This window comes from Acinetobacter sp. YH16042, assembly GCF_013417245.1.
GTDB classification, from domain to species: Bacteria; Pseudomonadota; Gammaproteobacteria; order Pseudomonadales; family Moraxellaceae; genus Acinetobacter; species Acinetobacter amyesii.
Genome location: NZ_VPEJ01000001.1, coordinates 227,427 through 240,485, shown reverse-complemented (window position 1 = coordinate 240,485; position 13,059 = coordinate 227,427). Strand labels below are relative to the sequence as shown.

Below are 13,059 nucleotides of genomic sequence, written 5' to 3'. Positions count from 1 at the left end.
TTCGTCCTTATTCCGCTGCGTTTTCAGCGGTATCGCCCAAGTCAGCCATTTCAACATCTTGGCCAGCTTTCAGGGTGACGTATGCTTTTTTAACATCAGAACGACGTCCTAATGTTTTACCAAAGCGTTTAGTCTTACCTTTAGTGATCGTTGTGTTAACTTTAACAACTTGAACACCAAATAGTTGCTCAACGGCTTTTTTGATTTCAAGTTTGTTTGCATCTAGTGCAACTTTGAACACTTGAACACCAGCAGTTTCGCCTAAAACTTGTGCTTTTTCTGAGAATACAGGTCCTTGTAGGACTTGATAGATACGTTCGTTGTTCATCCGAGTTCTACCTCAATTTTCTTAGCAGCAGCAACAGACATAACAACTTTATCGAACGCGATCAAGCTAACAGGATCGATTGCAGCAGCATCAACCACATCAACGTGTGGAATGTTGCGAGCAGCAAGATACAAGTTCTCATCAACAGCATCTGTAACGATTAATGCACGAGGTGCATTCAAGTCGTTAAGTTTTGCAAGCAATTCTTTAGTTTTTGGAGCTGCAACAGCAATCTCTTCAACTAAAACAAGGCGATCTTGACGAACAAGCTCAGCCAGGATGCATTGCATAGCACCGCGATACATTTTACGGTTTACTTTTTGAGACCAGTCTTGTGGACGAGCAGCAAAAGTTTTACCACCGCCAACCCAGATTGGGCTACGAATAGAACCAGCACGAGCGCGGCCAGTACCTTTTTGACGGAAAGGTTTTTTACCACCGCCAGAAACGTCAGCACGTGATTTTTGCGCTTTAGAACCTTGACGACCACCAGCTAAGTAAGCTGTAACAACTTGGTGTACAAGAGCTTCGTTAAAATCACGACCAAACGCAACTTCAGATAACTCAACAGCAGAGCCGGAAACAGTATTTAAATTCACGTTATTTCCCCTCAGGCCTTGATAGTAGGACGAACAGTAACGTCGCCACCAGTAGCACCAGGAACCGCGCCTTTAACAACTAGAACTGAACGTTCTGCGTCGATAGCAACGATTTCAAGACCCTGTGTAGTTACACGTTCAGCACCTAAGTGACCAGGCATTTTTTTGCCTTTGAACACGCGACCAGGAGTCTGGTTTTGACCTGTAGAACCGATAACACGGTGAGATACAGAGTTACCATGTGTAGCGTCTTGAGTACGGAAGTTCCAACGCTTAACACCACCTTGAAAACCTTTACCTTTAGATGTACCAGTAACGTCAACGATTTGACCCACTGTGAACACATCTACACCGATAGTTCCGCCAACTTCACGACCTTCAAGATCAGCTTCTGTAGCGCGGAATTCTTGAACTAGACGACCAGCAGCAACACCAGCTTTCGCAAAGTGACCTTTCTGAGCATTAGTTACGCGAGATTCGCGACGTTCACCAGTAGTGATTTGAATCGCTTGATAACCATCAGTTTCAAGCGTTTTGATTTGTGTGATGCGGTTAGGATCAACCTCAATCACTGTTACAGGTACAGAAACACCAGCATCTGTAAAGATACGTGTCATACCGCACTTGCGACCGACTAAACCAATAGCCATGTGCATAAACCTCTAAAAAAGCGGCCTAATTAACTTAGAGCGTTAATTAACCGAAAGCCTTAACCCAAAGCGATCTGAACATCAACACCAGCTGCAAGATCCAACTTCATCAATGCATCAACAGTTTTATCTGTAGGTTGAACGATGTCGATCAAACGTTTGTAAGTGCGGATCTCGTATTGGTCACGCGCATCTTTGTTAACGTGTGGTGATGTTAAAACGTTAAAACGTTCGATACGTGTAGGCATCGGGATTGGACCACAAACTTGTGCGCCAGTACGTTTTGCTGTTTCTACGATTTCTTGAGCTGATTGATCAATAAGACGGTGATCAAAAGACTTAAGACGGATACGAATTCTCTGGTTAGACATACCAGTTAACTCCAAGCCAAATATATAAAGAATCACTCTTGACGCATCTCACCCCACTATTTTAAGGCAAGTGTCAAGAGCAGTGAAATATCACTAAGGTCACGATCGATGCCGCGACTGTCACGATGTTAACTACTTTATTCGTAGCTAACCCCCTTCATCAAAGGGTCGCCCATTATAGCTATTGTTTAATGCATAAGCAAATCTCTTTTGCTGTTTTTCTTATATTTTTCATTTTTTATGCAAGATCAATTGCTTAACTTTTAATCAATAGGCATTTTTTCTTAATACATACTCTATTGCTTGGTTTAGTATTTGATTTCCCTCAATAAATTTGTTTTTTGCGCTTTTCCGTAGATCATGTACTGGCTGTACATGTGTTCCTGAAAAAAATGCCACTTCTTCATCATTTTCCAAAAATAAATCGAGTACTTCTGGGGTAATTTCAGGATGAAATTGGAAGCCCAAAACATTTTGTCCGATTTGATACATTTGATTACGACATGCATCATTTTCCGCCAGTAATACCGCTCCTTTGGGAATTTCAAATGTTTCACTGTGCCACTGCATGACTTTAAACTCTTTCGGTAGTTTGAAACAGTCATGCGGTACGTTATCGACCTTACGGATGGTCGTCCACCCCAATTCTTGTTGTACATTTCGACTCACCGCCCCACCCAAGGCATTGGCAATCAATTGCCCACCTAAACAAAGCCCGATTGCGGGTTTACCGAGGGCTAAATAGCGTCGCAGCCAACGCTTTTCTATTTTTAACCATGGGAAATTTGCCTCATCATTTACGCTCATGGTTCCACCCATAATGATAAGTAAATCGACATCTTCAACATGCGGCAAAGCCTCGAGATCTAAGGCTTGATCGACAGGTAATGCAAAGAATTCTGTGGCCGTAATTTTGGCCTGATGCTGTTTTAAAAATTCATAACAACTGCCGAACCCTTCACCAGCAATATGCTGAAAATAATGTACTTTTAAATGCGACTTCATGCGCTAAACCTATTGTTGTTGCTCTGTTATCGGTTTTGCAAGAATGAAGCCAACTTTGCTTTTCACTTAATTTTCTATACAAAAGCATCGTAAATCCATGCGTTTTAGTCGTATTCTTTTGAACATTCATTATTATTTTGATCATTTCAGAGCGCCACGTGAAAAAGAATCCTCAAACCGAACTCATTCATGCACCAAGAAAGGCACCGCAATACATCAATAGTGTTCAACCTCCCCTGTTTCGTGCATCCACTATAATTTTCGAAAATACAGATGCGCTATTTAATCGCCATTGGACTGATGATTATGACTATAGCTATGGAACACATGGCACACCCACTACATTTACCCTAGGCGATCAGATTGCTCAGATTGAAGGTGGCTTGTATCACTTACTCGCACCAAGCGGTTTATCTGCAATTAATTTGGTCAATTCATGTTTTTTAAGTCAAGGGGATGAAGTGTGGGTCGCAGATAATATCTATGGCCCAAATATGGACCATTTACGCAATTTAGAAACCCGCTATAGCATCGTGGTCAAGGTTTATAACCCTATTGATGTCGATTCATTTAGCCCTTCAGCGCAAGCCAAGCTTATCTGGTTAGAAGCGGCGGGTTCTGTCACTTTAGAGTTTCCAGATTTAGTCGGCTTGGTCAAAAAAGCTCAAGCGCAGAACATTCTCACTGCACTGGACAATACGTGGGGCGCAGGACTTGCCTTTAATGCTTTTGATTTTAGTGCTGAGCACCTGGGTGTCGATATCAGTGTGCATGCCTTGACCAAATACCCAAGTGGCGGCGGGGATATTTTGATGGGTTCGGTAATTACACGAGATAAAAAGCTTCATCACAAACTGTTTCGTGCGCACGCCATTCAAGGCATTAGCATCTCTGGTGATGATGCCGCGCAAATACAACGCAGTCTGGCTTCTATACGCCTGCGCTATGAACACCAGTCACAAAGTGCTTTAACTTTATTAAATTGGCTAAAACAACAGCCAGCCTTTGTACAGGTTTTACATCCTGCTGATGAAGCTTCCGCAGGACATCAGTATTGGAAAGAAATTTGTACAGAACAACACAGTGCCGGTTTGGTCAGCGTGATATTTAATGAAAAATATAGTTTGCAAGATGTACGCCGCTTTTGCGATGCGCTGAAACTCTTTAAGCTCGGTTTTAGCTGGGGTGGCCCAGTCAGTTTAGTCATGCTATATAACTTAAAAGATATGCGTGTACTCGAACATTCACATATTCAAACCGGCTTACTGGTTCGCTTTTGTATAGGACTAGAACATCCTGCAGATTTAATACAAGATATAGAAAACGCACTACAACATTTAAATAAACAGCAACTCGAATAAATACAGGAACATCTATGGGTACACCAATTATTATTGGCAAAAAGACACAAGACACCACACAAGATGTGGTGCTTCATTCACAATTTGCAAACCGCCATGGTTTGATTGCTGGGGCCACAGGTACTGGTAAGACGGTGACGTTGAAGGTGTTGGCAGAAAGTTTTTCTCGGCTGGGTGTACCCGTATTTTTAGCCGATGCCAAAGGGGATGTTTCTAGCCTTGCCAAAGCAGGTGAAAGCAATCCTAAGTTTGACGAACGAATTAAAAGTTTAAATATCGAGAGCATTCCTTTTGCTGCCTCCCCTGTGGTGTTTTGGGATTTGTTTGGTGAACAAGGTCATCCCATTCGCACTACCATTTCTGAAATTGGCCCACTGCTCCTTGCCCGAATCCTCAACTTAAATGACACACAAGAAGGTGTGTTATCTGCGGTCTTTCGTATTGCTGATGATCAGGGCTTATTGCTCATCGACTTTAAAGACTTAAAAGCCATGATCAGCTACGTCAGTGAACATGCAGCAGAATTTAAAAATGAATATGGCAATTTATCACCTGCAAGCTTAGGTGCAATTCAACGTAATTTGCTCGCATTGGCCGATCAAGGTGGTGACAAGTTTTTTGGTGAGCCTGCGCTCAATATCATGGATTTCATTCAAACGGATGCACAAGGTCGTGGCAACATCAACCTGCTCGCCGCCGACAAGTTAATGAATACCCCTAAGCTCTATGCGACTTTTTTACTTTGGATGCTGTCAGAACTGTTTGAACAATTGCCCGAAGTTGGAGATATGGATAAACCCAAACTGGTGTTCTTCTTTGATGAAGCGCATTTATTGTTTGATAATGCCAGCCCTGCTTTACAAGAAAAGATTGAACAAGTGGTTCGTCTGATTCGCTCTAAAGGGGTCGGCATTTACTTTGTAACGCAAAATCCACTTGACCTACCTGAGAGTGTTTTAGGACAACTGGGTAACCGTGTTCAACATGCGCTACGTGCATTTACCCCCAAAGATCAGAAAGCTGTTAAGACGGCAGCAGATACTTTCCGAGCCAATCCTGCGTTTAAAGTCGATCAAGTGATTACGGAACTGGCTGTAGGTGAAGCACTGATCAGCTGTCTAGATGAACAAGGCACACCTCAAATTGTTGAACGTGCTTGGGTGATGCCACCCTACTCTTCATTTAGCCCAATTGCTGTAGAAGAACGCAAAGCTCTGATGGCAAATAGCGTTGTCGCAGGTGTGTATGACACCGAAGCAGATCGTGAAAGTGCCTATGAACTTTTACAAAATAAAGTGGCGGAGCGCCAACAACAAGCCGTCCAAGCGGAACAAGATAAAATAGAAGCCAAAGAACAAGAAGCGTTGGCCAAACAACAAGCCAAAGAAGCAGATGCACTCGCTAAACAGCAAGCGCGTGAACAAGAACGCCTTGCACGCGAACAACAAAAAGACGCTGAGCGCTCAGCCAAACAACGTGAAAAACTGATTCAAGACACTGTAGGAACTTTTGCAAAAAGTGCAGCACGCAGCTTGGGTGGGTCGACAGGTCAGAAAATTATCCGTGGCCTCTTAGGTTCTATTTTCGGCAAGAAATAATCTAAAAGCCCAATTAAAAAGTACAAATTTATGGAATCTTTTTATATTCCATAATTTTTTTATGGTTTTTACTAAAACATGTATTGCGCGGATGTATTTAAAAATGTATTTTAAATACATCTTATAAATAACAGCCATGAGAGATCAGCTATGACTCCGCAGCAAATTGACCTAGTAAAAGCAACTGTTCCTGTTCTACGTGAAAATGGTGTCGCGCTGACTGGTTACTTCTATAATCGTATGTTGGGCAATAACCCTGACCTCAAAGAAACCTTTAACATGGGACATCAGCGCAGCGGTGCTCAGGCACAAGCCTTGGCGGGTGCTGTATTGGCTTATGCTGAAAATATTGAGGACCCATCTGTACTTTTACCAGTTGTAGAATTAATTGCGCATAAACATGTGAGTCTTAACATTCAAGCGCCAGACTATAATATTGTCGGCGAAAATTTGCTGCACTCGATCAGTGAAGTATTAAGCATTTCAATGGAAGATCCACTGATTGCAGCTTGGGCAGCAGCATATGGACAATTGGCAGACTTGTTTATCAGCACTGAAAAAGCGATTTATGAGCAACATCAGCAAACTAAAGGCAGTTGGTTAGGTTGGCGTAATTTCAAAATCGCGAAAAAAGTGGCTGAAAGTGATGAAATCACCTCATTCTACCTTGAGCCTTCTGATGGTGGTGATTTACCAAAATATGAAGCAGGTCAGTACATCTCTGTACGTGTATTGGTCGATGAGCTGGGTCTAAAACAACCACGTCAATATACACTGTCTACCAGCCCACAAGACAACTACTTACGTATCTCTGTAAAACGTGAAGATCAGAAAGGTGACTTGGTTCCAGGTTGGGTATCAAATACACTGCATGGCTTGGAGATCGGTTCAGAAATCGAAGTGTCTGCACCAACAGGTAATTTCTTCCTGATTGATTCACAAAAACGCAATGTCTTTATCAGTGGTGGTGTAGGTCTAACACCAATGATTGCGATGCTGAATCAGTTGGTGACTTTAGACATGCCACAACCTGTAACCTTTATCCATGCCTGCCGTAGCAAACAAGTGCATGCAATGCATAAACACATTCAGGATTTGGAAGCAAAATACCCACGTCTTAGCACCTTTACAGCGTATGAGTTCCCTCATGCTAATGATAAGTTAGGTGAAGATTATGATGCTGCTGGTCGTCTAGACTTAGGCAGCATGGATACTGCACTGTTACCGATCAATGCGGATTATTACCTTTGCGGTCCAATGCCATTTATGGCTGAACAACAGAAAGCTTTAATTGCTCGTGGTATTCCTGCTAGCAATATTCACAGCGAAGCTTTCGGCACTGGTGGTGTAAAACACTAACTAAGCTATTCACCTGAAATACAAAGGGTTAGTTTAGTTATGCTAGACTAGCCCTTATTTATTTCTCTCAGACTCACAGTATTATCATGCAACTCAATAAATTCACCGATTATGCATTACGCATTTTGCTCTATATCGCACGTCCTCGTGATGTGCCTTATAACATTGCTGAAATTGCAGAAGACCTGCACGTTTCGCGTAATCACTTGGTGAAAATTGTGCATTTTATGGCAAAGCAAAACTGGTTAATCACCAGCCGCGGCAAAGGTGGCGGCATTCGCCTAAACCCTGAAGCACTTGACGCTCAGCTCGGTCAAATCGTACGGATTTTGCAAGGCAATCACCAGATTGTAGAATGCAATGACCCACCTTGCGTACTGCGCAGTCAATGTGGTTTAAAAAGCATTTTAGACCAAGCTTTAGAACAGTTTTATCAAAGTCTCGATCAGTACAAACTTGCCGATGTTTTACAACCAAGCAGCGCATCTAAATTTACAACACAATCTCCAATTCAAATGATCAATCTCTAATTTCACTTTGCCTGCGACAAAATTCGCTTGCCTGCCCGACTTCCTTTATAATGCGTGTTGTTAAATCAGTTATTGAAGTTGGGTTATGCATCAGCACAGAGGAAAATCACGAAACAGTAAGGCGGCCAATGCGCCGAAGCAAAAGATTACTTATGAGAAAAAAGTAGACTCTGCGATTACTGAATATGCTGTGCGCTCGCTCAACTGGCTACGCAAAGCTGAGTTCTTAATGAGTGCGCCTAAACTCAACCTCTGCGTTGAAGATACCGGCTATGAAATTGCCTTTGCTGGCCGCTCAAATGCGGGTAAGTCGAGTGCCATTAATGCGCTCACCAACCAAAAGCAATTGGCTCGTGCGTCGAAAAAACCGGGTCGTACCCAAATGATCAACTTTTTCAGTCTAGGAAATCCTGATCAACGTTTGGTCGACTTACCGGGTTATGGCTATGCCGCTGTACCTGAAGCGATGAAAATCGTGTGGCAAAAAGAGTTAGAAAACTATCTGATACACCGTGAAAGTTTACAAGGTCTTGTGCTGTTGATGGATATCCGTCATCCACTACAACATTTTGACGTCATGATGTTGGAATGGGCACATTCACGTAAATTGTTCGTGCATGTACTGCTCACCAAATCAGATAAATTAAACCGTGGCCCAGCCTCTAAAGCACTACAAGAAGTGAAAGCGGCATTGAAAAAAATGAAACTTAACTTCTCTATCCAATTGTTCTCATCATTGAATAAACAAGGTTTAGAAGAGTTAGCGAGTGTCATGGCGGGTCGTCTAAACTTCACTCTAGAGCAATCCACAGAGTTTGATCTCGACAGCATACCTGAAGCATCGGAAGATGATATTGAAATCGATGCAGATGCGGAAGCATTCGATGACGTCGACACTACATCTGAAGATTTACCCCAAGCTGAAGACAAAAAATCAGACCACTAATCCATTATTTTTAAAGTCAGCGCAAGGATGATTGTCTGACAAAAAGTATCATCTGAAGATAATGAAATGTCCTGTATTGCTAATCACAATGCAGGATTTTTTTTGGATACTGAATACATCAGATGTGTACTCGATCACATAAAAACAAGGATAGGTCATGAAATTACTCTCCCGCTTGAAAAACACAAAACTTGGATCATCAATCGAATATAAAATTAAACCACGTAAAGTGAAATTTGAGTGGCAAGATACCCAAGTTGACTGGGTGCCCAATCAACCTTTTGTCAGCTATTTTATTAATGAAATTAACATGATCTTACCGGCTGGTGAGTTTTGGTTTTGCCGTCTGTATAACAAAGTATTGCCACAAATTAGAGATGAAAAACTAGCCGAGGACGTTAAAGCATTTATCCGCCAAGAAGCTATGCATGCTCAGGCGCATAACTCTGCCAATAAAGAATATCTGTCTCAGCGCAATATCAGTATTCAACGCAACCTTGAAATCATGGATTTTCTCTTTGGCAAACTGCTTGCAGACCAACCTTTAGGGCTCAACGTACCCAAAGCTTTAGATCATCAATGGAATCTCTTTCGTTTAGGGGTGATTGCAACGGTTGAACACATGACCTGTGTACTAGGCAAATATGCTTTATATAATAAAGAGTGGGAACGCCTCGGTGCCGATCCGAATATGCTCGATCTAGTAAAATGGCATGGTGCAGAAGAAATAGAGCATCGTACCGTGGCCTTTGATTTGTATCGTCATCTCGGTGGGGGCTATATTTCTCGCTATTATCAAAGTGTGATCGTAATTGCAGCCGTACTTGGTCTATGGGTCGATGGTGCAGCACATATCATGCAGCAAGACTCGCGCTATGCATCGATTAAACCTGCCGTATATAAACCGTGGATTTGGCGTGAATGGGCGCGTATCGCGCAAAAAGATAATCGATTATTGCCACATCCACTTTGGTTAGTGTCGCAGCAATTGGGGTATTTAATGCCTTGGTACGATCCTGTGCATGAAGCAAAAACGGAAGATGCGATTGCATACCTCGACAACTCTCCTGCTGCAAAACGTGCCGCACTGAAAGTCGCTTAAACACCACTTTAAAATCTGTATTAAGCAGGGTTCGCCCTGCTTTTTTTGTGCTCACATCCATTACGCTCCGTTTTTTATTGAGCAATCAACACACTCAAGATGGAAAAGGTCATAAGTTCGAGGTTTAAAGTACAGTTATTCCGAGTTCCCTATTCTCTTTAAAATGTATTTATACTCAGTCTCATCCTAAAATAAAAATAAGCCATTCAGGAGCATCTCCATGCACGCTCACATCTCCGTCATTACACTGGCCGTGAAAGATTTACATGCTGCATTCGCGTTTTATCAGGAGGGTTTAGGTCTAAATAGCGCAGGGATTATTGGGACTGAGTTTGAACATAGCGCTGTGGCATTTTTTGATTTACAACACGGTTTAAAGCTCGCACTCTGGCCACAAGATAGCCTTAGTCATGACACCAGAATTAGTGCATCAGCGTTTTGTCCAACTTAAATGTCTCTGGGACATAACGTTAACAGTCCCGCAGCCGTCGATCAAAGCATGCAACAAGCCCAACGCGCTGGTGCAAAAACAATTAAGCCCGCACAGCCCACGTTTTACGGTGGTTAAGCAGGCTATTTTCAAGACTTAGATGGGCATCTGTGGGAGATCGTCTACAACCCACATTTTAGCTCTTTATCTGCTTAATTCGACAACATTGGTTCATCGACATCTCGCGTATGACGATCAACCACTACACTAATCATCATATCGCCCTGTACGTTCACCACAGTCCGTACCGTATCTAAGAGTCGATCTATCGGCAGTAAAATCGCAATCGCTTCTGCAGGGAGTCCGACTGATTGTAAAACCATAATCATTGTCACCATTCCAGCGCTTGGAATGCCCGGTGCGCCGAGTGACGCAATCATGGCGGTTGCACAGACAATTAACTGCTGACCCAAGGTTAAATCTAAGCCCATCAAGTTGGCAATAAATAACGCAGCAGCAGCTTCATACAACGCTGTACCATCCATATTTAACTGTGTGCCCAATGGAATCACAAAACCTGCCGTTTGAGGACGGACGCCTAAATTTTCCTGCGCACATTTCATCGACAGTGGCATCGTTGCTGAACTTGAACTGGTTGCAAAAGCAGTGATTAAGGCAGCTCGTGTTCCTCTAAAAAATGTCAGTGGACTCATTTTCCCAAAAATCCATAGCAACAGAGGCAACACCACTGCCCCATGGAAAATCGTCGTCCCAGTGACCACTGCAGCAAACTCCGCGAGGCGACTCAACACCGAAATATCTTCTGTAGCAATCAATTTAGCCAATAATGCAAAAATACCAATCGGTGCAAGCTTCATCACCCAACCGATGATCATCATCATGATGTCAAAAAATTGCTGACTGAGCTTTCTCACGCTTCGGAACTTTTCACCGCCTTTAACCAAGGCCACACCGAGAAATAGTGAAAACACCACGACAGCGAGTACATTGCCATCACTAAAGGCTTTAAACGGATTGATCAGTGTATTTTGAATAAAATTGGTAAAGAATGAACCTGCTGTGAGGGTGTCAGGGCTCTGATGCTGTTGCATTGCATCTTGGAACATGACGATGTCCACGCCCTGCCCAACTTTAAAAATATGCGCACATGCTAGACCCAAGATCAGTGCCAAAGTCGTGGTGGTGACACAGCACGCTAAGGTAATTTTCCACGTACGACTCAGCTGACCACCCGCTTGTAAATTCGATACCCCCACCACAATCGAACTAAAGATCAGCGGAACCAAGATCATTTTCAGCAAGCCAATAAAAATACTACTGGCAATCCCCAGGCCATACAGGCTGGCGGATAAAAACTGCGTCTCTGGAAACTGAATTAATAAAAAGCCAAATGCCACACCCAATATTGCGGCAATTAAAATCTGCGTATTTAAGCTCATTGTGCCTTGCATTTATCATCCTTTATTCAGGCACTATGCCATGCGCCCCACTGGGAATCGAGGAATTTTTTGTCACATATACTGCTACAATTCTGCAAAGCATGTATTCAACCCAATTCAATTTGTACTGCACCCCAATTAGATAACTCGAATCCGTGAGTAGATTCATACTAAAAATTGACGGCATAAAAAAACCGAATCAGGAGATTCGGTTTTTTCAATATTCAGCTTTTACGACTTAACACATAGTGCTCAAAGCTTATTGGGTTTCAATTTCGCGTAAACGAATCAAGCCTTCTTGTGTCGTACTACAGACCAACTCACCGTTTTGCCACATGCGACCGAAATTTAGACCACGTGAACTGGCACTGACTGTGGCATCCATGTCATAAAGCATCCACTCATCCACACGGAATGGCTTATGGAAATACATGGCATGATCAATACTCGCACACTGCAAACTTGGTGATAAATAACTTAAACCATGTGGGCGTAGTGCAGTCGTCATCAATGTAAAATCTGAATAGAATGCTGCAATGGCCTGATGTAAAGAGATGTCATCAACGTCAGCAGCAATTTTGTCATGGGTACGAATATAGTGTGCATACGATGGCGCAGCAGGCTGCGGTTGGTACGGGTTTTGCGGATCAATCGGGCGAATTTCCACATGGCGGTCGCGCATAAACGATGCACGGACGTTTTCAGGGATAAACTCCACCATCATTCGTTTTAGCTCAGCTTCAGATTTTAAATCTTCCACGGCTGGATATTCTGGCTCTGCAACTTGATAGTTCAACCCGTCTTCTTGCTCTGCAAATGACACCATACACATAAAAATCGTTTTACCATGTTGAATCGCACGCACCTGACGACTCACAAAACTGCGTCCATCGCGAATACGATCCACTTCATAAATGATCGGTGCATTGATATCACCGCCGAATAAGAAATAGGCATGTAAGGAATGAGCAGGTCGATCTGTCGTATAAGATGCCGCACGTAGCGCCTGACCTAAAACCTGTCCACCAAAGACACGTTTCCCGACCAAATTTCGGCTTTGCCCACGAAAAATATTTTCTTCTAATTTTTCAAGGCTGAGTAAATCAACCAACTCTTGTGTTAAGGCATTCATAACAAACCTATCTATCATTCGGGATTAAGCTAACGCAGGCAACATCAACAGATGTTTAAATATATTTTCCATTTTGCCATAAATCCAGACTAAAACCCTAAAGATTCGCTGACTGATCTGTCACCTTGCTGATGCAATATAACTGCTAAAAATACGTTTTTTAACGATAATATCTTACAATATCTATG

General features: G+C 42.7%; 13 protein-coding genes and 1 pseudogene. 7 read left to right on the top strand and 7 right to left on the bottom strand.

Annotated features, from left to right (window positions below; genetic code table 11):
- Nucleotides 1-7: 7 nt before the first annotated feature.
- The 5 genes from rplW to FTV37_RS01135 all read right to left on the bottom strand — a co-directional run bounded on the left by rplW (nt 8) and on the right by FTV37_RS01135 (nt 2,953).
- Nucleotides 8-328, bottom strand: a complete 321-nt coding sequence (rplW, locus tag FTV37_RS01155; RefSeq protein ID WP_005012992.1) for a 50S ribosomal protein L23 — start codon at nt 326-328, stop codon at nt 8-10.
- Nucleotides 325-927, bottom strand: a complete 603-nt coding sequence (gene rplD / locus FTV37_RS01150) for a 50S ribosomal protein L4 (protein ID WP_078189279.1) — start codon at nt 925-927, stop codon at nt 325-327. Before rplD ends, rplW begins: the two co-directional genes overlap by 4 nt.
- Nucleotides 928-938: 11 nt before the next feature.
- Nucleotides 939-1,577, bottom strand: a complete 639-nt coding sequence (gene rplC / locus FTV37_RS01145) for a 50S ribosomal protein L3 (RefSeq protein WP_078189280.1) — start codon at nt 1,575-1,577, stop codon at nt 939-941.
- A gap of 59 nt (nt 1,578-1,636) precedes the next feature.
- Nucleotides 1,637-1,948 (bottom strand): 30S ribosomal protein S10, encoded by a 312-nt coding sequence (rpsJ, locus tag FTV37_RS01140; protein ID WP_000070912.1) that lies wholly within the window; start codon nt 1,946-1,948, stop codon nt 1,637-1,639.
- 267 nt (nt 1,949-2,215) lie between these two features.
- On the bottom strand, nt 2,216-2,953 hold the full coding sequence (locus tag FTV37_RS01135) for a type 1 glutamine amidotransferase (protein ID WP_180062865.1): 738 nt from the start codon (nt 2,951-2,953) through the stop codon (nt 2,216-2,218).
- Between the two features lie 158 nt (nt 2,954-3,111).
- Between FTV37_RS01135 and FTV37_RS01130 the strand changes: the two genes are divergently transcribed.
- The 7 genes and pseudogenes from FTV37_RS01130 to FTV37_RS01100 all read left to right on the top strand — a co-directional run.
- Nucleotides 3,112-4,314, top strand: coding sequence for a PLP-dependent transferase (locus FTV37_RS01130; RefSeq protein ID WP_180062864.1), 1,203 nt, complete (start codon nt 3,112-3,114; stop codon nt 4,312-4,314).
- Between the two features lie 14 nt (nt 4,315-4,328).
- The gene (locus FTV37_RS01125; RefSeq protein ID WP_180021612.1) at nt 4,329-5,912 is read left to right on the top strand and encodes a helicase HerA-like domain-containing protein; all 1,584 of its coding nucleotides are present in this window, start codon (nt 4,329-4,331) and stop codon (nt 5,910-5,912) included.
- A 150-nt stretch (nt 5,913-6,062) separates the two neighbouring features.
- Nucleotides 6,063-7,271, top strand: coding sequence for an NO-inducible flavohemoprotein (gene hmpA / locus FTV37_RS01120; RefSeq protein WP_078192460.1), 1,209 nt, complete (start codon nt 6,063-6,065; stop codon nt 7,269-7,271).
- A gap of 86 nt (nt 7,272-7,357) precedes the next feature.
- The gene (locus tag FTV37_RS01115) at nt 7,358-7,801 is read left to right on the top strand and encodes an Rrf2 family transcriptional regulator (RefSeq protein WP_078189285.1); all 444 of its coding nucleotides are present in this window, start codon (nt 7,358-7,360) and stop codon (nt 7,799-7,801) included.
- A gap of 85 nt (nt 7,802-7,886) precedes the next feature.
- A complete protein-coding gene (yihA, locus tag FTV37_RS01110; RefSeq protein ID WP_180003454.1) occupies nt 7,887-8,747 on the top strand; it encodes a ribosome biogenesis GTP-binding protein YihA/YsxC in 861 nt (286 codons plus the stop codon).
- A 157-nt stretch (nt 8,748-8,904) separates the two neighbouring features.
- Nucleotides 8,905-9,849 (top strand): metal-dependent hydrolase, encoded by a 945-nt coding sequence (locus tag FTV37_RS01105; RefSeq protein ID WP_180062863.1) that lies wholly within the window; start codon nt 8,905-8,907, stop codon nt 9,847-9,849.
- A 220-nt stretch (nt 9,850-10,069) separates the two neighbouring features.
- A pseudogene (locus tag FTV37_RS01100) lies at nt 10,070-10,414 on the top strand (VOC family protein); the annotation flags it as partial.
- A 77-nt stretch (nt 10,415-10,491) separates the two neighbouring features.
- Here FTV37_RS01100 and FTV37_RS01095 read toward each other — a convergent pair.
- Together FTV37_RS01095 and FTV37_RS01090 are read right to left on the bottom strand one after the other, a co-directional pair.
- Nucleotides 10,492-11,751, bottom strand: a complete 1,260-nt coding sequence (locus tag FTV37_RS01095) for a dicarboxylate/amino acid:cation symporter (RefSeq protein WP_180062862.1) — start codon at nt 11,749-11,751, stop codon at nt 10,492-10,494.
- A 247-nt stretch (nt 11,752-11,998) separates the two neighbouring features.
- Nucleotides 11,999-12,871, bottom strand: a complete 873-nt coding sequence (locus FTV37_RS01090) for an acyl-CoA thioesterase II (RefSeq protein WP_180062861.1) — start codon at nt 12,869-12,871, stop codon at nt 11,999-12,001.
- Between the last annotated feature and the right edge of the window lie 188 nt (nt 12,872-13,059).